Below are 21,543 nucleotides of genomic sequence, written 5' to 3'. Positions count from 1 at the left end.
GTATGCTGAAAAGTTATTTGTCTATTACCAAACCGGGCATCATTTTCGGCAACCTGATTTCTGTTGCGGCGGGGTTCTTCCTCGCCGCAAAAACAGAACCAGCCAGTGCGATGTTGTTACTGACGACATTAGCGGGTGTAGGGCTTGTGATTGCATCAGGTTGCGTGGTGAACAACATCTTTGACCGAGACATCGACCAGAAGATGAAGCGCACACAAAATCGAGAATTGGTTCAGGGCAACATCAATACAGACGTCGCGTTCGTCTATGCTTTGGTTTTACTGCTAGCAGGCACAGCGCTGCTGTTTCAGTTCGCTAATCCGATCTCTGCGGTAATGGTGTTGCTTGGCTATGTGTTTTACGTCTTTTTCTACACCATGTGGTACAAGCGTACATCGGTTTACGGCACTTTAGTCGGCAGTATTTCTGGCGCGGTTCCGCCGTTAGTGGGCTACTTGGCAGTGACTAATTACATCAGTCTGGAAGCGGTTTTGTTGTTCGCGATGTTCTGTTTATGGCAAATGCCACATTCGTATGCGATCGCGATGTTTCGTATTCAAGACTATCGCGATGCGGGTATTCCCGTGTTACCGGTGAAAGAAGGCGTCGACAAAGCACATCAGCACATGAAAGCGTATGTGGTGGCGTTTGGCGCTGTTGCACTGGCGTTGTTCTTACTCGGAGAAGCGGGTTATGAATACCTAGCGGTGTCGGCGGCAGTTTGCTTTATGTGGACTAAAGTGACATTCCGTAAGGTCGATTGCCTCAACTATATCCAGTGGTCAAAGACAGTGTTTAAAGTGTCTTTGCTGGTAGTGATGAGCATCAGTGGTGTGCTTGGTTTAGAGCTGATTCCTTTGCCTGCAATTTTTTGATTTAAGTTTGTCGTTGAACCTTCAATGTTTGAAGTCCGAGGGTTTGACGACTTTTTATTGTTTGTTTTTGTCGTCTGTCTTATTTTTCTTTGTTGCTCCCCTTTTAACTATTCAGCCTTGAATTACTTAGGTTTTCGCTATTACCCTTCAAAAATATCATTGAACCAAGCTTCTAATTGCTCGCGTTTATCTTGCGGTCCGTTGATGACGATTAAACGTTGTAAGCTTGCTTGATCCCAAGAAATGGTTCCTGTTGCTAGCGCATCGAACACGTCTAACTCTGTGATCAGAAGTAAATCTTCCTCGGTTGGCAATGTATCTCTTCCTGAAACTTTGACACCTTTAGCAAAGTTGATTTCGCGGTAGTGGCCTTTAATCGCTTCAAATAGGTTGAACTCAATCTTGTTTGGATGCTCTTTGCCAAGTGCTGCTTGGATTGCAAAAAGTCGGAAATGGTCAGGCTTATTTAAATTGCCAAATTCGTCATCTTGTCGTGCATTAATGATGTTGCCAAATACTTCGAGTGAGCCCGGTTCGGTGATCAAGCTAAGCCCAGTATCCTGATGTAGGCCGCAGGCAAAAACCAGAGATGAACTAAGTGAAAGTAGCAGAGCGAAACGTTTTAGCATCTAGAAACCTTAAATTGAACGAGTAAATTTCCCATCACGTCATCATTAAAGTTGATGTGAGCAGATGAGATTAAAAAATAAGCAATAAGCAATAAGCAATAAGCAATAAGCAATAAGCAATAAGGAAAAGGGACCACGAGGGTCCCTATATTTATCCGCTTGCTATCCTAGCGAGCCTTTAACTAACGTGCGTCAGTTAACGAACGATAAGCATGATCTCTTCAGGAGACATTGATTTATCGAAGTAGCTCATGAATAGGCCAAAGGCTTGAATGTCGCCATTCGAGAACTTAAACGCGCCAGACTGCATGTTGGTACCAATCACTTGTTGAGCATTTGGACCAGCCATCAAGATTTGGTTCAATACTTGACGAGAAGTGTTGATTTGAACATCAGCGCCTTCTAGTGCTGTTTCATGAAGCTGTGCAATGCCGTTACGAACTTCGATAGTGAATGATTCATTCGTATCAGAGAAGTTGTACGTTAGCGCAGTGTTCACATCTAGCGTGTTTTCTGCAATTAGCGTCGACGTCATCATATCGAAGATTTGCTTACTTGGTAGGGCAGTTAGTACGTCTACAGAAGCAAAGCTGATCATGTTAGAGAAATCACGAGTACCTTCTAGTTCAGCTGCAGCATTCAATGCCCAGTTGCGCCAGTTGATGTTCACTTGATCAGCAGACCATGCTTTGTAAGCTTGTGCTTTCAGTAAGCGTGCTTCCATGTCATCTTTGTTTACCGTGATTGGGTAAGAAAGAATCTCTGCTGCAAAGGTGTAGTTCTCTGCTTTCATCGCCGCTTTTGCTGTGTCGATGATGTTGTCACGACCGCCCATGATTTCTACGAAAGCTTTAGCACGCTGCTCATAAGCCATTGGCTCTAGTTGCCACGGATCGGCTTCGAAGAAACCGTTGTAGCCTACGTAAATTTGGCGAACAGCGTGTGCAACGGTACCGTAGTGCTCACCTAACCAAGGGTGGTCGGCAAGGTGTTTAGGTAGCTTAACGACTTCAACAAGCTCGTCAGGTGTTAGACCCTTGTTCATGTGACGAATCGTTTGGTCATGCGTGTATTGAATCGCATCGCGATAAGCGGTTAGTACATCTGCTACCGCTTCTTTACCTTCAACAGGACGACCATGAGAGTTGATCATGATCTCTGTATCGAATTGACGCATTACGTCGATGCCTTTGAACCACATGCTCGGATCGCGGAACTTAGTACCACGAATCGTGTGTAAGTTCGGGAAGTTTTCACCTTGTAGAACCTCTGCTGCGTGCAGAATTTTCTGTTCAGGTAGGTAAACCACGACTTCATCTTTAGTTTCAGACGGTACGTTCACGATTTGCATACGTACGCCAGAGATAGTGATGTCTAGCGTAGCATTTGCTTCAATAAGTGTGTTTGGTTCGATGAAAGAGATATCGCCTTGCATGAAACGTGGACCAAGACCATCGTTTACTGTGCCGTGTTCACCTTCTTCAACGTGTTTCGCGCCAGTGTAAGAGGTGCGGTGACCAAATAGCGTACCTAGGTTTGAAGACCAGTTTGCTACTGCTTCAGTTAGGCCTTCTTGAGCGATGATCTTAACTTCACCAGAAGCTACTTTCTCATCGGTTGTCCATGCACGAACACCAGAGATGTGGTCAATGTGGTTGTGAGAGTAAATAATCGCAGTGACAGGTTTATCGGTAATCTGGCGGAATTGCGCTTTTGCTGCTTCTGCCATTTGAACAGATTCGCCTGGATCGACAATGATGATACCGTCATCGCCTTCAATCATGACAGGAGTATCTAGGCCGAAACCGTAAGCTAAATAAACATTGTCATCGACTTGGATAACCGCTTGGTCCATTTTACGACCGTGTTTCGTTAGCGTTGGATGTACGTGATCAGATTCTTCAGTGTACGCTAATGTGTCGCCTGTTTTTGAAAGGACTTTGATACGTTCGCCCTTTCCCCAAAATAGGTTTGATTCATGTTCGAACAAAACATCGCTTTTGTAGCGCGCGTTCAAATCGATGTTTTGGTATTGAGCTGCTGAACTTGTTTGCAACTCTTGACCTACTTTTGAAGTCGCTTCTACCACTGGGGTCGCTGAGGCAAAACCAGAGACGAATAAAGCGCTCGCGATAGCAACAGGAAGTGCCATTTTTTTGAATGTGTTAGTCATGAATTGACCTTATATTTGGATACAGGAATTAGATTTCTTGGTTGGCATGATAGAGGGGAGAGAGTGGCGTATCTACGCGATAAATCGATTTCGATTTATCGTTTTAACGATGATTATTAGCTTGGTAAATCGTATTATCGATTTTTGTGATCTAACTCAAATTATGTGATTTAAATATTTTGATACAAAAATGCCCCGATAGTCGGGGCATTTCTTGTTATATAAGTGACTGGTAATCAAACTTTTTTCTAGAGCTAGAGCTAGAGCTAGAGCTAGAGCTAGAGCTAGAGCTAAAGTCATAGCTAGCTTCTGTTTAAGTTTATGGCGCCATCATTGTCACAATGCCTACCAAGCGCCTAGGTATGATTTGTACGATTGTAGGCGAACGGTCGCTGCACCAATTACGTCAATGAATCCCCAAAATGGATGTGGCTTCTCAGCTGAAATCCAAGCTGCGCCTGCTGCACCAATTGGAATGTTGTAGCCTTCTGGTTCAAAGATTTCTAATACAATCGTACGACCTAAACCATTGCCGTTTTGAACGACGTGTTGGCCAACACTTTGTGGTCCTTGTAGTGGTGAAATGCTTGATTCACCTGTACCTGCATTAAAGCTGTGTACTTTTGCTCGGAACACGTGGCCTGGGTATGCATCAACGAAAAACTCGGCAAAATCACCTACTTGAACATATCCGTAAGTTTGGTCAGAAATACGCATCTCTAAGAATTTTTTGCTGGTGTTGTACAGGTGCATATTACCCATGACAGAACCTTCAGCAATATTCACTATCGATACTTGGCCATCAAATTCAGCTCTAATGGTCTTCTTCTCTTGTGCCCAGTTGACTTTTTGAAGGTCAGCTTTTAATGATGTAAGTTCGGCATGCAGTACTCGAAGATCGGAGTCGTACTTTTCTACGTCACGCATATTGAAGATTTCAGGTGACGTTTCAGCACGCTCTAAGTCGCGATTCATTTGCTTGATCTCTTCTTCTTTCTGAACAATTGAAGATTCGATCTTTGCTTTGTCTGCGGCAGAGTCAATGTCGACGAGTGTGTAAATTACGTCGCCTTCCTTAACCATTTGGTTATGGTCTACAAACACTTCATCAATCTGTTGGCCAAAGATAGGAGACATTACCGCGTGTGGCGCTTTTACGGTGGTCGAATTGGTCATATCTACGGGAGCCCATAGGCGAGAGACGATAGCCAAAAGACCAAGAATGACAACACCGCCAATGGCAGCCCATGTGTAGTTTTTAATGCTCTTCTTTAATGCGCCTGTTGCGAATAGTGACCATACAATCAGAACATATGGGATCATCATTTCTTTCATTATGCGGCCTCTTTCCCAGTGATAGTGTGTTCAGGAATCGCTTTGTTGACTGGCGGTTGATCGTTTGGTGTTGCGTCCTTAGGTTGAACACCACGGCGGATCACATCACTAATGGATTGACCAATGTGTTTCCAGTTTGCAAGGGCGATAACTAGAGCGATAACCCAGAAGGTCTTACTGATGAACAGACCACAAAGAGAGAGTGCGAATACAATTTGAACGTGAGCACTTTTGTGTTCTTTCGCTTTATGCACACCGAGTTCGTGGATTTGCCACATACCATATATTGCAGCGAGCACAACAGCCATTGTCACGGAAAATAGGTAGCCCGAAAAAAATTCAGTCTGGAAGAACGTCATCATCATTTCGTTCGGGTGGTTATTGAACTGAGAAAGATCGATGTCTTTTGAGTGGATTTTACCCATTGGAGCCAGTGCCCAAGCACCAGCGAGCATGAGTGCCATGAATAGACAGAACTTGACGAGAACCATCACGACAGCCCCAACTTTCTGCAGAACAATTTTAAAGAGTTTCATATCTCAACCTATAGAAATAAGGAGAGAGAAAGTGGAGTCTGAGTTCAAGGTTTCTAAATAACATCTGGAAAAATGATGAATATCAAATGAGCAATACTGCTTACTGAAATCAAAAGTATAAGATGACACTTAAAAATCGATTTGCCCAAATAGACAACGCAATCTCGCGAATTCAGGGTTAATAACACCCGGCGAAATCAATCTTAAAGTAACGTTAACCAATGTGATGTTCGCTGCTGCATTGGGTTTAAGGCCGTCGTCCGTGATGTTTGCAACACCATTATCTACACATTTTCAGGTTTTTTGTTTAAGGTAAGAATTGATTTGTTGGCGGAATGATAAGAAGTGTCACTGATGCTATCTACCCAATATTACGATATTACAATATCGTAATTACGATGATTGGCAGGTTTGGTCGGTTAATTAAATGGTTTATTTGAATAGGCTCAAACTAGGGGGGGAAGTATTGATAATAAAATTGGCTTGGATCATGGAAGTGGCCAGAAAAGCATCAGGAAACTGGTCAAAAAAATATAAAAAACTTTGACCAGTTTATAGATGTTATTTGAATGGGTTCATTGTGACGGGAGCCACGAAGAACTTTAAGTTCCAATCGGGTGAGTATGGAATGTATTCCGATGGATTAGCTGTCCCTACGTTCGCATCAGGCTTCATGACGTAGTATTGAAGTTCAACACCCCAACGAACAGGCATAGGTCCAACTTTGAACATATCGATGTAACCAAGGCCTACTGGTACGGTAAAACGGTCAGACCCATCTTTTTCCCAATCAACTTGAATATTTGGTGTCATACCAATTAGTGCGGTGTTGTTCAGTCGGTAGTTTAGAAAGTACTGAATATCCGCTTGGTTTGTTGATTCGGTTACGCTATCGCTGCCACCTACATCCCACCATTGTTGTGCTAAGAAGCCCACGTTCCAGCTTTCAATGCTTGTTGGTGCACCTGTTTCTTTACCTAAGCGAGCCACCATCGCTGCTGGACCAACTTGCCATTTGTCTTGAGTTAACCCATCGGTACCGGTTGGCATAATAACGGTAGGACCTACACCCCAGATCCAGCCATCGTCGCGGTTGGGAGCTGCAAGGGATAAGAACACTGTATCACCCATACCGTTTGTGCGACCTTGAAAGAAATCACCATCTTCACGATCGCCGGGTGCGCTGTAATGGTTAGCCACTAGGCGGTTCACCAAGTTCCATTCACCATCCATAATTGGCACTGGCATAACGGGTTGGAAGCTGAAGCGGTTTTGCATTTCATGATGACCATCTTCTTTCTCGAGGAAGGTATAGTCATTTTGAGTGATTAACATCCAAACATCAGATACTGGGTTAGCCGATTTTTTTGCGGCTTCTTGAACTGACAACTGTTTTGTTTCAGCAAGTGTACTTCCTGAGTAAGCCACTGCCATTCCACTGAGAATTAGTGAAAGTAATGTTTTATTTTTCATTTGAATACTATTGGTCGTTTTAATTGCTTGCCATTGTAGTGTTCAAAATTTGGATGTATATATACCGTACGGGAACACAGTGTCACGTTAAATGAGACAATAGAATAGACTGCTGCTGAAGGTATGCTTGAATATACTGAAATGTTCGTTTTGATTTTGAAGCGGAGCATGATGCTTTTATTGAGTGGTGTTGTTACGTATCACTAGAGATAACGGTGCTTGCGGGTCATGTCTTCCTAATAGAGGTGGCAAAGAAAAATAGTGAATCTCATCCCATTTATTTCTCTGTTCGATCCTTTATCTGACATCGATAGTTTTATTCTATCGTTTTTACGATAAAATAATATCACTTATCGCCTATTGAGCACTGAATCATGAGTAATGATATTCCGAACTTTAACTTACTCGCTGTGTTTTCTGCGGTGATGGAGCAGGGCAGTTTGAGTAAAGCTGCTGATCATTTGAATACCAATCAATCGACGATAAGTACTGCTTTAGGACGATTGAAGAACGAAATTGGGCAAGAGTTGTTTGTACGCAGTGGAAGGGGCGTAGTGCCTACCGCTTATTCTCAGAGCTTGTATGAGCAAGTCAAGATACCTATACAAGAGCTCAATGGTGTGTTCCAAGGAATGACATCGTTCGATGAAAGCACTACCGAACGTAAATTTGTGGTTTCAGCTCCTGAGCACTTGCAATGGTTGTTACTCAATCGTTTTGCTCAACTGCCAAATCAAGGGATCTCCTTAGAGGTCTATGATCAACCGGTTACCGATGATCAAGTTCATGAAGATCTGTTAACTCAAAAATTTGATGCGATGATCGATATCGTGTTGCCTGAACACCCAAGCACTGTCAGTGAGAAGTTATACGATGGTGAGTTTGTGATTGTCTGCCGTAGTGGACATCCCAGAATTAAAGGCGAGATCACTGAGGCTCAGTATTTGAGTGAAAAGCATGCGGTTCTAGATCGAACCCGTCGTCAGTTGAGAAGCCTAAGCCATTACACTTCATTGGATTTGTCGCCGCGTAAGATTGTTTTTCATGGGAGTTCTTTGTTTAGTAACTTATTACTGTGCAGTCAATCTGATTACATCACGGTTGTACCACTTTCGATGGCAATCCAATTTCAAGAACGCCTAGATTTGCAGTTGTTCAAGCCGCCTTTTGATTACCAACCCATCACTCACTACCTAATCTGGCTGAAAAAACAAAATCACGACCCTGCACATAAGTGGTTTAGAGAAGAAATCATTAATACCTCTGACGAAATGTCTAAGGTGTTACATAATCGAAGGTTGGCTTTCTAAGCTGCACGCGCACGCGTTTTTGAAAACGAGAATAGATGAAAACTAAGGAGGCTTCGGTCTCCTTTTTTTATGTTATGAGCTGTGTTGCCAAAACATTTTGTCAAAGTTGATTCGCCTTTCTATTGAACTCATTTTTATTTACTTGTTTTTTACTCATTAGAGAACATCAATAATAAGCTAGTTAGGTAACAAGCTAGATAGGTTTGATAACAAAACGTTATCACAATGAGAATTTATGATAATTTCAATTGCTTCACATTCGCCCGTATATTAGTCCCAAGAGATAAACGGATGACCTCCGTTCAGAATTACATCGGCCCACGGGCTAATAAGGGCGAAATATGAAATTCCTACACACAATGATTCGAGTTGCTGATTTAGATCAGTCTATTGAGTTCTACACCAAAGTATTGGGAATGAAAGAACTTGAACGTCATGACAATAACGATTACCGCTACACATTGGTTTTTGTTGGTTATGAGCAAGGCGGTACGACTATCGAATTAACGCACAACTGGGATACCGATGAATATGAAATGGGCAACGCTTTTGGCCATTTAGCATTGGGTGTGGAAGATATTTACGCAGCATGTGGCAAAATTAAATCCTTGGGCGGCAACGTGACTCGCGAAGCAGGCCCTGTGAAAGGTGGTTCAACGCACATCGCTTTTATCACTGACCCAGACGGCTACCAAATCGAACTGATTCAACTAGGTTAATCGAGGAAATGACAATGACAAACGCACTATTTCAACCCATTCAACTGGGTAATATCGAGCTTAAAAACCGTATTGTTATGCCTCCGATGACTCGTTCTCGCGCAACGCAACCTGGTAATTCAGCAAACGAAATGATGGCGGCTTACTACGCTCAACGCGCTTCTGCTGGTTTGATTGTGGCAGAAGGCACACAGATTTCTTCAATGGGTCAAGGCTACGCTTGGACGCCTGGTATTTATTCAGATGAGCAAATTGCAGGTTGGAAAAAAGTAACCGACGCGGTACATGAAAAAGGCGGTGTTATCTTTGCGCAGCTTTGGCATGTTGGCCGTGTTACACACCCAGATAATATCGGTGGTGAGCAACCAATTTCGTCTTCTGCATTGAAAGCGGAAAACGTCAAAGTATTCATCGATAACGGCACAGATGAGCCGGGTTTTGTTGATGTGGTTGAACCTCGTGAGATGACTAAAGAAGACATCAAAGTAGTAGTTGAGCAATATCGCCAAGCGGCTTTAAACGCAATAGAAGCCGGTTTTGATGGTATTGAACTTCACGCCGCGAATGGCTACCTGATCAACCAGTTTATTGATTCTGAAGCAAACAATCGCACCGATGAATACGGTGGTTCAACTGAAAATCGCTTACGTTTCTTAGGTGAAGTGGTTGAAGCGATGGTGGAGGCAATTGGCGCTGACCGTGTTGGTGTTCGTCTTGCACCGTTCACATCATTGAATGGCACGGTTGACGCGACGCCTGTTGAAACTTACACAGCGGCAGCGGCGCTACTTAACCTATACAAAATTGTTTACCTGCATATTGCAGAAGTCGATTGGGACGATGCGCCTGAAACACCAAAATCATTTAAGGCTGCCGTTCGTGCAGCTTATGAAGGTGTGCTGATTTATGCAGGTAAATACGATAGCGAGCGCGGAGAAAAAGCGGTTATTGAAGGCGTAACCGATATGGTTGGTTTTGGCCGCCCATTCGTTGCTAACCCAGATTTACCCGCTCGTATTCAAAATGGTTACCCGCTTGCTCCGCATGATCCAAACACCTTGTTTGGTGGCGCTGAAAAAGGCTTAACCGATTACCCAGAATACGCAGGCTAAAAACAGCTGCCTGAAACAGAGTATTGAGATAGTATCTTGATCCTGTTGAATGTTTATAAAAAGCAACCTTGCAGAGTCAGGTTGCTTTTTTTGTTATTGGATCGAGTGAAAATGATGAACGTAAAAGCGATGCGTGGCGAGCTTTACCTGTTGTGTGCAACTTTACTGGCTGGGGTTGGGTGGATAGCATCTAAGCTGGTGGTATTGGAAATGCCAGGGCCAGTGTTTATCGGTGTACGATTCTTTGTCGCGAGCCTGATTCTATTGCCATTCTGTCTTCATCATATTCGTAAGCTCTCTTTTAAGCAGATTCTGTCTCTTTGTGGTGTTGGATTATTGCTGTCTGCTTCATTGCAAGTATGGGTGTTTGCGGTATCGGTGACGGAAAGTTTGTCGGAAGGAGCGTTTATCATGAGCTTAGCCATGATCATCGCGCCGTTTGTTTCTTGGATTATATTTCGAGTTAAACCTAATCGCGCCTTCTGGATGTCATTTCCAATTGCGATTCTCGGTATGTTACTGCTGACCCTAACTAACGGCTGGCACGTTGAGCAGAGTCAGATCTATTTCCTATTAGCATCGATGTTGCTCTCGGTTCACTTTGTCATGAATAAGCGTGTGATTACTAACATCAAACCTATAGCTTCAATCTGCGTGCAGCTTTTTGTGGTGGGTGTTAGTGGGTTAGCGTTTGCTTCGATGACCACTCAACCAGAGTTTGAAATAAATCAAACCTTAATATTCTGGTTTATCGTCTCAGCGGTTGTCGCGACATCGATCCGTTACTTATTGCAAACGGTGGGTCAACATTCCGTGAATATGGAAGTGGCAGCGCTGATCATGATCCTTGAGCCTATTTGGACGCTGTTACTGAGTGTGAGTATGCTCGGGGAAAGTGTTGAAATACAGAAACTGTTGGGCGGCGCTGTGATCATTGCCTCGCTCTTTTGTTACATCAAATGGTCGAGAAAAAAATAAAACCCTCGCTGCTGAGGCGAGGGCTTCGTTTCTGTTTTCTGTTGGTAGCCCGGAGCTGACAAGCCTTTAGCTTTAGCGTGAATTTGCTAGATAGCTGCGACCAATTTCTTTAGTAAGCTGATCATTTGTTGTTGCTCTTGTGGGTCAAGCGCACTCACCAGTTCTTTGTTTAATTTCATCGGGATCGGTATTAGCGTTTCTTGAAGCGCCTTGCCTTTCTCTGTGAGATAGATTCTAAAGGAGCGACGGCTGTTTGGATCGGCTCTGCGCTCAACTAGCTCAAGCTTCTCCAATTTGTCTAAGGTGCGCGTCGTCGTAGAGTTTTCTACTTTAGACTTCGCGGCAATATCACGCTGCGTAATGCCTTCTTCTTCCCATAGGCACATCAATGTTGGCCACAATGCGATGGTTAGGCCGTGTTTCTTCAACTCTAGGTCGAAATCTTTGCTCGCTTTGTTGGCGATGACATTGATCATCCATCCAAAGCTATTTTGTCTATCAAATTCTTCTGACATCTGTTTGCACCTAATTCTTACGATGACATTACAACTGTTGTCATCGTAACTAATATGAATGCTGTTAGCATCAACAACGTTTTTCTATTTAAGGGAAGTGGTGACTAACGACCATTTTTGGAATGTCGTTCTGATAAGGATTGACATTATGTCTTAGTCGCCCATTACCGTCTCTTAGCTAAATACTGTGGTTTCGTAAGTTCGTTTGGGCAAACATTATTTTTCAGGAGCCAGCTTAGGATGAGTGTTAGTCGTTGATGGTGACTTTGGTAATAACGATATCTTCACATGGCACATCTTCGTGTCCCCAGCGAATGGTCGTTGGGGCAGCAGCAATTTTATTTACTACATCCATTCCCGCCGAGACTTTACCAAATACCGTGTAACCCCAACCTGCGTTTGTGGTAGAGGTGTGGTCTAGGAAGTCGTTGTCATCAAGGTTGATAAAGAACTGTGCTGTCGCTGAATGTGGTGCGTCAGTACGTGCCATTGCTACTGAACCAATAACATTTTTCAAGCCACGGTTAGCTTCGTTGACAATAGGGGCACGTGTTGGCTTTTCTGTCATGTCGATAGTGTGCCCACCACCTTGGATCATGAAACCTTTGATAACACGGTGAAACGTGGTGCCTTCATAAAAGCCATCTTGGCAGTATTTAAGAAAGTTTTTAGCGCTTACCGGCGCTTTTTCGAGGTTAAGTTCAATTTCGATGTCGCCAAAGTTCGTGGTCAGAATGATCATAAAGGTGCCCAATATTTGAGTGCTAATATTTTGAATGTTATAGCGTAGTGGATGACTTGATAGGGTGCAGTATATGAGAAATGAGGGTGGATGCCAGTCAACAATCGTTCTGAGTGTTGGCGTGAGTATAAGTGGTGAGAGGAATGAGCGGTTTTTCAAGATGTATAGGCAAGAAAGCCAGCGATAAAATCACTGGCTTTGAGCTATTTAAACATGTCAGACATTTAAACTCGTCAGATAGTCAAAATAGATGAGCGGTTGCTAAAGTGTCAGTAAGTATTTGACTAGCTGGTTGTACTCTTCATAACTGGTGATGGTGTCTGGCTTGACAATGTACTTGTTATTTACGAGTACGCCTGGAACGCCAGTTAGTGTGCTGGCATCAAATTGCTTATCAAAACGTTTCTGCATTGAATTAACGGCAAAGCCGTTGTACGCGGCATCAAACTTCTTCGCATCGATTCCGTTATCAATGAAGACTTGGCGTAATTCTGCCTCGTTTTTTGGTGTCTGTTTCATCTCGTGAATTTGAGTGAACATTGCTGGAATCATGCTTTCTTCAGTGTCGAGTGCAATCATGGTCGCATAAGCTTTCGCCATAGGGACTGCCATGTCGTTACCCATAAATGCAACGTGTACTTTCTGGAAGTTAGCTGATTCTGGTAAGTCTTCTTTCAGGTATTTAATTACGCCTTCAAACTTGTAGCAATGAGGGCAGTAAAACGAGAAAAACTCAGTCACGACGGGCTTGTCGGCTTTTGCTACATCAAGGATCTTATAGTGAGTGCCTTCTTCAAATTGAGCAGCATTAATTGAAGCGCTCATGATCAGAGCTGCGAATAGGCTAAATAGCTTTTTCATGTGTTTATTTCCTAAATTTGGATGTCATTGTTTACAGCGATAGGGCTGTTTTTATCGTGGTGGCAAGTATTGCCAAATAGAGACAAGCGATTAAGAAATAGGGGGGCGATATGGCGCTTGAGGTGCAACAATCGCTTTGTGCGAAGGTTCTCTCTCGATCAAAGCTAAAGATCCACTTTGAGTATCGAAGGACTCCGACACAATCAATGGTGACATTTTTAGCAAACAGACCGAACCACAACAATGGTGTTCAACATTGGGTTGGGCACTTGAATAAGGTGTTGAGATGCTATTTGAGGACATTGATAGATTTTGAGTAACCTGCATAGCATTGGCGTTCGCTATGTTATCCACACTTATGGTGGCCATTAACATAGCGAATAGCATGAAAGCGTGTACCCAAATTTTTCTGATCAATTTTGGCATGAATTCTTGGTCTTGGTAAACGAGCTAGGGCTTATATAAAGTTCCGCGTCGAACAATTAACTAGAGAGCCACAAATGATACATCAGCCTAGTGTGCATCTCTAATCAAACTCAGTAAAACTTATTTAAACTCAAACTTTCATTCCGCTTCATACTGTTTGAGGAACATCTCGACACTGGATTTTATAATTACTTGTTTCTGCTGCTTATCTGGAGAGGGAGTATGACCTATGATCTGCGGCCAGAACGCAAAAGACTTGAGTAGAGCAATGAACTGAGTGGATGCAAATAGTGGGTCTAATTCAACCAAACGGTCGTCAGCCAACGCAGCTTTGATCCAAACCGTTAAACCGCTCTCGGCCTGAGAGTATTTTTCCATGGCCTGATGTGCGAGCTCTGCATTATGAAAATACTCAGAAAATAACACTCGAGATAAGTCGATAAAACCTTCGGATTCTAAAAGCTCAAGCTCTTGATTGGCAATCGAAGCGAGTTGTTCAGCAAGTGGTTGTTCCGTTTGATATGGGAAGTGGGTCGCCGTGAGCGTTTTGGCCCAAATGCTGTCTAGTATCTCGTCCAATAACAGTTCTTTACTCGCAAAGTGATTGTAAACCGTGCGCTTAGACACTTCTGCTCGGCTTGAAATTTTATCCATACTGGTGGCTTTATAGCCGCGCTCGGTAAATTCTGCGATAGCAGCAGCAACGATCGATTCACGTTTCTTTTGGCTCAGAGTTTTTCTTACAGTCATTTGATACTACTCAGTAGGTCGCGGTTAGCATTGCATGCGGCAATTTTACACCAATAAGTTTACTTTTAGAATGCTAGTCAGTTTCCTGTTCGAATACCAATCAGTTTTTTGTTCGGGTACCAATCAATGTCATTTTTGAATCCTCATCGATTTACTGCTAGCTTGGTTGTTCTCAATGGATAGTCGTTGATAGTACCCGATTCGCTTTGCAATGCGCTGTGGGTGTCATAGAATCTAAGGCGTATTAAATTTTATTGATATTTACGGAAGAGAATTAATAGTCAATGAGTAGTATTTTAGAGTGTATTCGTACTGTTGGACGAGGTGAAAGGGGGCGCAAGCCTTTGTCGTTCGAACAAGCCTATCGCATCATGGATGAGTATTTAAGCGGTGAAGTCGGAGACGACCAAATGGCTATGCTACTGATGTTAATTCGTGTGCAGAATGAAACTAATGAAGAAATTGCAGGCTTTGTAAAAGCGTTTCAATCTCGAGTGCCGGATTTGGGCGCAGATATTGATTGGCCGTGTTATGCCGGAAAACGCAATGATACGGCGAGTGGTAAACCGTGGAATTTGTTGGCAGCAAAAATATTAGCAGACGATGGCTACAAAGTGTTGATGCATGGCTATATGGATAAGCCAAGTGGTCGCACGCACGCAGAGACTCATTTAGATCTTGTGGGTGTTCGCCTTGCTGCAGACCCACAAGACGCGAAACAAATCCTTGAAGCCGATGGTATTGCCTATTTACCTTTGGCGAACTTTGCACCTGAAGCTCAGACTATGATTGGCTGGAAACATCGTTACGGTTTACGTACCCCGATTAATACCGTGGTTCGAGCGCTAAATCCTGGTGGTGGGCGTTTGGGGTTACGTGGTAGTTTTCACCCAGGTTTCCCGCAGTTGCATGCGGAAGTTGAGCAGTTCATTGGTAACAAGTCCCACTCAGTGATTTCATTTAAAGGTATGAATGGTGAGTCGGAATACAACCCGAAAGTAAGCCAAACCGTGTGGATGAGTTCTCCTGAAAAAGTAGAGTCATTCTACTGGGAAGGAACCATGAATACGGAGCTTCCTCTTCCTAAGGAGTGTGTATTAGGCACGCCAGAAGATGAAATGGAGTTGATGGCGAATAGTGTCGTTGACAGCATGACTGCGATTTTATTCGCAGAAACGCACGACAAGGCTGAAGCTTATGCAAAGGCTCTGCGTTTATGGGAAGCGTATTGTGCTCGCTAGCAGACAGCTAACGACATGAAATGAGAGAAGGTCAGCGATTGCTGGCCTTTTTTGTGTCTATTTTTTGTTACTGGCCTTTTCTGCCAATGATCAAATGCTGTAAATGATCAAACAACATAAAGGTTACTTCACTCGCATCAAACGGTGCATCTTGTCTTCAAATTTAATCTCAATGACTTGTGAGATTTTCATCTTCTCAACTCGTTCAAGCATCTCGGTTTGATACGCTCGTTTCTTCATCCACTCTAACGGCTCTTTAAAGCTGTCTTCATTAATCACAAACGATTGATCGGTAATCGAGTCTTCAAAGATGTGCACAACCCAGATACGTGATTGGAAATCCAATAACTCACTAAAGTAGCTTGTCAGTTTAAATATATAGCTAGATAAATAAGTTTGAGGTGAACGTTGCGAAGTCATAGCGGGCCGTATTTGGACATTGAAAAGCGATAAGGCCGTTTGTTTATCTGGATCTATCGCTTATCGATTAAAACAGGTAATCATTGTCAATGTGATTACCTACCGAAAGCTGGTCACAAAATACGGCATTCATGCGTCATTAACAATATTTGCTAGATAATTACAAGGCTTGGCGTCTAATAACAAGTCTTGGTAACTGGTCAATACCGACATGAGTAACAAGTCACTATTTCATGAACAAGCCGAAGTCGATCTCTTGCTCTCTATGATATTTAACAAGCTTAACTTTTAGGTTGTGCTTAGCGGCAAGATCAATAGCTAGGCTCGACATGCGTTTAATCTCATCCACACAGCTAGATATAAGTGGTTTTTCTTCATTATCAACAATAGCAATAAGTGTATTTTCCGTTCCATCGTTGCCTGAATAAATATACGCGTACATGTTGTTGTCGTGTTGCATAAATTACCTGAATCTGACTTTTTCGTTTTTTGTGCCGTGAAGATTACAGGGTTTATCTATCTAGGCTAGTACGGCTAAGTAAGCCTAAGCAAGGAAAAGTAAGGCTTTGTAAGCGCACTGTTTTTTCTTTTTTCGATGACGTAAAAGTGCTCGCAAGCCTTTTGAAACCTGGTTTTTTCTTCTTGGTAGGTTTTACCTATCAATAAAATTGTTGAAATCCATTTAGTAAAATCAAGATTTTAGACAACAATTAACTTAACAAGATAGAGAAAGACATAATGAAAAGTCTTTAGGGAGAACGCAATGAATTCAATAAAAGTGAAAGATTATATGACGCCGCGGGTTGTCACATTTACACCCGATATGGCGTTAAGTCTCGCGCTAGACAAAGTGATGCGTAGCCATCATATGGGTGGACCTGTAATTGACGAGAATGAGCAAGTTATCGGTTTTCTTTCGGAGCAAGATTTATTAGAGAAATTGGTTAAGGTTAGCTATTTCTGTCAGGACACACATGTTGTGGGTGATTGCATGTACCAAGAAGTGCTATCGGTATCGCCTGAGTTATCCATTATTGAACTGGCGGATATGATGCAAGTTGGAAAACCAAAAGCTTACCCAGTGATCGATAACAAAAAGTTGGTGGGTATTATCACCAGAACCGATGTTTTGAGAGCAATTGGCAAGAACTTAGATGAATGCTTCAAACATCAGGTATAGTAGCGTGTTAAGAACGATTGTTCTTCTCAATACCCTACAATTAGAAAAGGCGCACTAGCGCCTTTTTTCTTTTTAGAGCTTTTCTTCGTAGAGTTTGTCTTTGTAGATCTTTTTTAGAAGGTCTAAAACTTATGGAGATTTAGCTTGTGATGTTTCAGTTTTTGGAGGTTTCATGTCAAATCAAACTGCAAAGTTTGTAGAAGGTTCAACGATGCGCCACATATTGGTGATGTCGGGAGCAGGCTCTGTAGGTTTGATGGCCTTATTTGTTGTCGATTTACTCGATATGTTGTTCATCAGTATGTTGGGACAGGTTGAACTGGCAGCTGCGGTGGGCTTTGCAGGGACTCTGACTTTCTTTTCGACTTCCGTCTCGATAGGTACTTCTATTGCAATGGGCGCTCTGGTTTCAAAAGCAATTGGTTCCAAAGATAAGGATCAAGCTCGAAACCTCAGCACCAGTATTATGTTAACCGCGTTTGTTATTAGCTCGACGATCACTGCGGTGATGTTTGCGTATATTCCTGAGTTACTGGCTGCGATTGGTGCAAAAGGTTTGGCCGCTGAACGTGCTCAAGCTTATCTACAAATTCTATTACCTAGTGGGCCATTTTTAGCGTTGGCGATGGCGGCAGGTGCAGGTTTAAGAGCCGCGGGTGATGCAAAGCGTTCAATGTGGGCGACATTGTCGGGTGGTATCGTCAACGCGATATTAGATCCTCTCTTTATTTTTGGCTTTGGTTGGAACATCGAAGGGGCGGCGATTGCTTCTGTTGTCGCTCGTTTGTCTGTACTTTTCTTCTCTCTTTATCCTTTAATTCGCAGTCATCAGCTCGTTGCACCTCCCTCTTTGGTGCAGTGGCGTATTAACTTTCGTCCTATTCTAGCCATTGCCATTCCTGCGATTATCACCAATACAGCAACACCGATCGGTAATGCGATCGTTACAACGGGTATTGCACAATATGGCGAGGATTTCGTTGCGGGTTTTGCGGTTATTGGCCGTTTGACGCCTGTGTGTTTCGCGGTTATCTTCGCGTTATCTGGTGCTGTGGGGCCAATCATTGGTCAGAACTTTGGTGCTGAACGTATGGACCGAGTTAAAGAAACCTTGAACAACTCTTTGTTGGTTACCACGGTTTATACCATTGCGGTTTGTATTCTGTTGTACTTTGTCCAAGACTACGTGATCCAAGGTTTTAGTCTCAAAGGGGATGCGGCCACCCTTGTTGCTGCTTTTTGTACTTATGTTGCTTTGACTTTCACGTTTAACGGCGCGTTATTTGTAGCGAATACTTCTTTTAATAATCTAGGCAAGCCACTTTATTCTACCGCTCTAAACTTGGGTAAAGCGACACTGGGTACTCTGCCATTCGTATATTTAGGCTCGCAATGGTATGGCGCGCTGGGTGTACTTTATGGGCAAGCTTTTGGCAATGTTTTGTTTGGATTATTGGGAATCTTGGTACTTCGTTATCATATTGCCGAAATGATGCAAGGCGCTGAAGTTGACCATGGCGAAGAGGACGTATCTATTGTGAGTTTGAATACACAACCTTTCTGTTCTCATGATGCGGTTTTGATTGATGATGTGTCTGCAAATAGAGAAGAGTGCGCTGAAGTTAAACCGCGATAGCACCGCTACTTTATTAAAAAATTGGATTGTTTGGTTTTTTCTTCTTGACCTTGGAGTTACCTCCAAGGTTTATACTTCTGATGAACTTAAGGTTTTTTGCTGTCATTGGTCAGCAGCAACCTCAAGGCTTTTGAGTATTAAGGAGATACATTATGTGCGCAAAACACGCAGCGTGCCGTTCTACAAAAGTGGACGTTCAACCGCAAGCGACTGGGGCGACCTGTTCTAGTCCTAAAATTACCAGTATTACAGCCGCAGGCTCTTCATCAACATGCTGTAGTTCTACGACGGCTTCTGCCCCAGCAGATGATTGTTGTGGTTCAGACAGTGGAGAAGAAGACCGGCTGCCCTTAACTGAACCTCTAAACGCCCAATTTTCAAAAAGTTGGTTGGTCTCGGGAATGGACTGTCCAGCTTGTGCTCGAAAAATAGAAAAAGCGGTCAGTAACATCAAAGGTGTTATTGAAGCTAAAGTGTTATTCGCTACCGAAAAACTTGTTGTTAAATTCGATAGTGAAAACCTTGCTGAAACGATCGAACAAGTCTCTATCAAAACAGGCTTCCCTTTGACGGAAGTGGGTTCCAAGAAACAAAAACAAGAACCAGAGACTTTTTGGCAAGCTTACATTCAACCGAATTGGCAAATTCTAGCGATTGCAGTCTCCATGTTAATCGCCGCCTTACTCAAAGGTTCACAGCCTCAACTGAGCGAAGGCTTATTTGTTGCTACCTGTTTACTAGGGCTTTATCCCGTCGCCAAAAAAGCGGTGTTACTTGCTCGTTCAGGGACGCCTTTTGCGATAGAAACGCTAATGAGTGTTGCAGCACTGGGCGCTTTGTATCTTGGTGAAACCGCAGAAGCAGCTATGGTGTTACTGTTGTTTTTGATTGGTGAACGCTTAGAAGCTTTTGCCTCATCAAGAGCAAGAAGTGGTGTTCAAGCCTTAATGGCACTCGTCCCTGAGAATGCGACCAAGATTATTAACGGCGAACGTGTTGAAGTTGAAGTTTGCGATCTTGTCCCTGGCGATGTCATCGAAGTTGCAGCAGGTTCTCGTTTGCCCGCTGATGGCCAGCTCATCACCGATTCCGCAAGTTTTGATGAGAGTGCTTTAACGGGCGAATCTATCCCAGTTGAGCATATCGAAGGTAATAGCATCATGGCAGGCGCCGTGGTTGTCGATAAAGTTGTACGCATTGCGATAACGTCTAAACAGGGCGAAAACGCGATTGACCGTATTCTTCACCTGATTGAAGAGGCGGAATCACGTAAAGCACCTCTAGAGCGCTTCCTAGATAAATTCAGCCGTTGGTACACACCGTTAATGATGTTCGTTGCATTGTTAGTGATTATTACGCCACCGTTGTTGTTTGCCCAACCTTGGGAAACATGGGTATATCGTGGTTTGGCCTTACTATTGATTGCGTGTCCTTGTGCTTTGGTTATCTCAACGCCAGCAGCCATTACCTCTGGTTTGGCTGCAGCGGCAAAACGTGGTGCTTTAATCAAAGGCGGCGCCGCGCTAGAGCAGCTTGGGAAAATTCAAACGATTGCTTTCGATAAGACGGGTACATTAACTGAGGGTAAGCCTCAGGTTACGGATATTCAGGCTCTATCTGGGTGGCAGAAAGAGGCGATGCTACGTGTAGTCGGTGCTATTGAAGTTGGCTCTACGCATCCATTGGCTCAATCGCTAGTGGCGAAAGTAAAAGAACTGAATGTTGAGATCCCAGAATCGCACAATAAGAAAGCATTGATCGGCAGTGGCGTTGAAGGCGATGTCGACGGAATTAAGTATCAGGTTCTATCGCCTTCTAAGGTGACGTTCGATCTTGGTGCCGATGTTGTTTCTCAGGTTGAGGTATTAGAAGGCGAGGGCAAGACGGTTGTGATTGCTCTTGAGTTTAAAGATCAAGATGAATCAACCGAGCAAGCTGCGACTGTGATTGGTCTGATTGCTTGGCAAGACACGTTACGTAGTGACGCTAAGCTTGCGATTGAACGACTTAATGACTTGGGAATTCAATCTATCATGCTTACTGGGGATAACCCGCGAAGCGCGGCAGCGATCAGCAGCAAGATTGGTATGCAGTATAAGGCAAGTCTACTTCCAAGCGATAAAGTGACTTACGTTGAACAGTTATCTAAACAATCACATGTGGCGATGGTAGGAGATGGCATCAATGACGCGCCAGCGATGAAAACCGCTAATGTGGGTATAGCAATGGGCGGTGGTACAGATGTGGCGTTGGAAACGGCAGACTCTGCACTGACTCACAATCGCTTAACGGAATTGCCAGCGATGATTGAGTTGTCGCAAGCGACTATGAATAATATTCGCCAAAACGTCGCACTCGCACTCGGTTTGAAAGGTGTGTTCTTAGTGACGAGCTTGTTTGGAATTACAGGTTTGTGGGTAGCCGTATTAGCGGATAGTGGCGCGACGGCATTGGTGACATTGAACGCATTGCGTCTGCTTCGATTCAAATCTAAAGCCGATTAAATTCAGTTTACTGATATCGAATGCTCTTCTTATAAAAGCGCCTTTAGCGGAAATACGTTAAAGGCGCTTTTTGTCTCATTAGTATGCAACGTAGGCGTATGGATTGCTTATTTTTGTGATGCCAATCG

General features: G+C 43.4%; 21 protein-coding genes. 9 read left to right on the top strand and 12 right to left on the bottom strand.

Annotated features, from left to right (window positions below):
* The first annotated feature begins 2 nt into the window (after positions 1 to 2).
* Positions 3 to 875 carry a heme o synthase gene (gene cyoE, locus AACW75_RS02125; RefSeq protein WP_145568108.1) on the top strand — a complete coding sequence of 291 codons (873 nt, stop codon included), beginning with the start codon at positions 3 to 5 and terminating at the stop codon, positions 873 to 875.
* Positions 876 to 1,015: 140 nt separating this feature from the next.
* Here cyoE and AACW75_RS02120 read toward each other — a convergent pair whose 3' ends face one another.
* The 5 genes from AACW75_RS02120 to AACW75_RS02100 all read right to left on the bottom strand — a co-directional run bounded on the left by AACW75_RS02120 (position 1,016) and on the right by AACW75_RS02100 (position 7,021).
* Positions 1,016 to 1,504, bottom strand: a complete 489-nt coding sequence (locus AACW75_RS02120; RefSeq protein ID WP_237297374.1) for a hypothetical protein — start codon at positions 1,502 to 1,504, stop codon at positions 1,016 to 1,018.
* Positions 1,505 to 1,700: 196 nt separating this feature from the next.
* Complete coding sequence (locus AACW75_RS02115; RefSeq protein ID WP_017073893.1) at positions 1,701 to 3,677, bottom strand: alkyl sulfatase dimerization domain-containing protein; 1,977 nt, start codon at positions 3,675 to 3,677, stop codon at positions 1,701 to 1,703.
* Positions 3,678 to 4,022: 345 nt separating this feature from the next.
* Positions 4,023 to 5,012, bottom strand: a complete 990-nt coding sequence (locus tag AACW75_RS02110) for an efflux RND transporter periplasmic adaptor subunit (RefSeq protein WP_102552574.1) — start codon at positions 5,010 to 5,012, stop codon at positions 4,023 to 4,025.
* On the bottom strand, positions 5,012 to 5,548 hold the full coding sequence (locus AACW75_RS02105) for a magnesium transporter (RefSeq protein ID WP_135456660.1): 537 nt from the start codon (positions 5,546 to 5,548) through the stop codon (positions 5,012 to 5,014). Before AACW75_RS02105 ends, AACW75_RS02110 begins: the two co-directional genes overlap by 1 nt.
* A 561-nt stretch (positions 5,549 to 6,109) precedes the next feature.
* Positions 6,110 to 7,021, bottom strand: coding sequence for a hypothetical protein (locus tag AACW75_RS02100; protein ID WP_135456658.1), 912 nt, complete (start codon positions 7,019 to 7,021; stop codon positions 6,110 to 6,112).
* Positions 7,022 to 7,395: 374 nt separating this feature from the next.
* Here AACW75_RS02100 and AACW75_RS02095 point away from each other — a divergent pair, with 374 nt between their 5' ends.
* From AACW75_RS02095 to AACW75_RS02080, 4 genes are all read left to right on the top strand, one after another.
* A complete protein-coding gene (locus AACW75_RS02095) occupies positions 7,396 to 8,331 on the top strand; it encodes a LysR family transcriptional regulator (protein ID WP_017073889.1) in 936 nt (311 codons plus the stop codon).
* Between the two features lie 341 nt (positions 8,332 to 8,672).
* Complete coding sequence (gene gloA, locus AACW75_RS02090; RefSeq protein ID WP_135456656.1) at positions 8,673 to 9,050, top strand: lactoylglutathione lyase; 378 nt, start codon at positions 8,673 to 8,675, stop codon at positions 9,048 to 9,050.
* 14 nt (positions 9,051 to 9,064) lie between these two features.
* The gene (locus tag AACW75_RS02085) at positions 9,065 to 10,162 is read left to right on the top strand and encodes an alkene reductase (protein WP_135456654.1); all 1,098 of its coding nucleotides are present in this window, start codon (positions 9,065 to 9,067) and stop codon (positions 10,160 to 10,162) included.
* A gap of 111 nt (positions 10,163 to 10,273) precedes the next feature.
* Positions 10,274 to 11,140: a DMT family transporter gene (locus AACW75_RS02080; protein WP_135456652.1), complete on the top strand. Its 867-nt coding sequence runs from the start codon at positions 10,274 to 10,276 to the stop codon at positions 11,138 to 11,140.
* An 86-nt stretch (positions 11,141 to 11,226) separates the two neighbouring features.
* Here AACW75_RS02080 and AACW75_RS02075 read toward each other — a convergent pair whose 3' ends face one another.
* The 5 genes from AACW75_RS02075 to AACW75_RS02055 form a co-directional block, all read right to left on the bottom strand.
* A complete protein-coding gene (locus AACW75_RS02075; RefSeq protein WP_135456650.1) occupies positions 11,227 to 11,655 on the bottom strand; it encodes a MarR family winged helix-turn-helix transcriptional regulator in 429 nt (142 codons plus the stop codon).
* 247 nt (positions 11,656 to 11,902) lie between these two features.
* A complete protein-coding gene (locus tag AACW75_RS02070) occupies positions 11,903 to 12,397 on the bottom strand; it encodes a peptidylprolyl isomerase (protein WP_135456648.1) in 495 nt (164 codons plus the stop codon).
* Positions 12,398 to 12,658: 261 nt separating this feature from the next.
* Positions 12,659 to 13,258: a thiol:disulfide interchange protein DsbA/DsbL gene (locus AACW75_RS02065; protein WP_135456646.1), complete on the bottom strand. Its 600-nt coding sequence runs from the start codon at positions 13,256 to 13,258 to the stop codon at positions 12,659 to 12,661.
* A 90-nt stretch (positions 13,259 to 13,348) separates the two neighbouring features.
* Positions 13,349 to 13,684 (bottom strand): hypothetical protein, encoded by a 336-nt coding sequence (locus AACW75_RS02060; RefSeq protein ID WP_339385025.1) that lies wholly within the window; start codon positions 13,682 to 13,684, stop codon positions 13,349 to 13,351.
* Between the two features lie 138 nt (positions 13,685 to 13,822).
* On the bottom strand, positions 13,823 to 14,434 hold the full coding sequence (locus AACW75_RS02055; RefSeq protein WP_017073882.1) for a TetR/AcrR family transcriptional regulator: 612 nt from the start codon (positions 14,432 to 14,434) through the stop codon (positions 13,823 to 13,825).
* Positions 14,435 to 14,718: 284 nt separating this feature from the next.
* Between AACW75_RS02055 and AACW75_RS02050 the strand changes: the two genes are divergently transcribed.
* The gene (locus AACW75_RS02050) at positions 14,719 to 15,675 is read left to right on the top strand and encodes a glycosyl transferase family protein (protein ID WP_135456644.1); all 957 of its coding nucleotides are present in this window, start codon (positions 14,719 to 14,721) and stop codon (positions 15,673 to 15,675) included.
* A 123-nt stretch (positions 15,676 to 15,798) separates the two neighbouring features.
* On the opposite strand, the gene AACW75_RS02045 is transcribed toward AACW75_RS02050, so the two are convergent.
* Together AACW75_RS02045 and AACW75_RS02040 are read right to left on the bottom strand one after the other, a co-directional pair.
* Positions 15,799 to 16,095 carry a hypothetical protein gene (locus AACW75_RS02045; protein WP_135456642.1) on the bottom strand — a complete coding sequence of 99 codons (297 nt, stop codon included), beginning with the start codon at positions 16,093 to 16,095 and terminating at the stop codon, positions 15,799 to 15,801.
* Positions 16,096 to 16,321: 226 nt separating this feature from the next.
* Entirely contained in the window at positions 16,322 to 16,555 is a 234-nt protein-coding gene (locus tag AACW75_RS02040; protein ID WP_017073880.1) for a hypothetical protein, read from the bottom strand.
* 303 nt (positions 16,556 to 16,858) lie between these two features.
* Between AACW75_RS02040 and AACW75_RS02035 the strand changes: the two genes are divergently transcribed.
* The 3 genes from AACW75_RS02035 to AACW75_RS02025 all read left to right on the top strand — a co-directional run bounded on the left by AACW75_RS02035 (position 16,859) and on the right by AACW75_RS02025 (position 21,415).
* A complete protein-coding gene (locus AACW75_RS02035; RefSeq protein ID WP_017073879.1) occupies positions 16,859 to 17,275 on the top strand; it encodes a CBS domain-containing protein in 417 nt (138 codons plus the stop codon).
* Between the two features lie 172 nt (positions 17,276 to 17,447).
* Positions 17,448 to 18,911: an MATE family efflux transporter gene (locus tag AACW75_RS02030; RefSeq protein WP_145568127.1), complete on the top strand. Its 1,464-nt coding sequence runs from the start codon at positions 17,448 to 17,450 to the stop codon at positions 18,909 to 18,911.
* A 152-nt stretch (positions 18,912 to 19,063) separates the two neighbouring features.
* A complete protein-coding gene (locus AACW75_RS02025) occupies positions 19,064 to 21,415 on the top strand; it encodes a zinc/cadmium/mercury/lead-transporting ATPase (RefSeq protein ID WP_145568129.1) in 2,352 nt (783 codons plus the stop codon).
* Positions 21,416 to 21,543 lie beyond the last annotated feature (128 nt).

This window comes from Vibrio sp. L3-7 (assembly GCF_963898195.1).
Taxonomy (GTDB): domain Bacteria; phylum Pseudomonadota; class Gammaproteobacteria; order Enterobacterales; family Vibrionaceae; genus Vibrio; species Vibrio echinoideorum.
The sequence above is the reverse complement of the archived record's forward strand: the minus strand, read 5'-3'. Positions and strand labels throughout refer to the sequence as shown.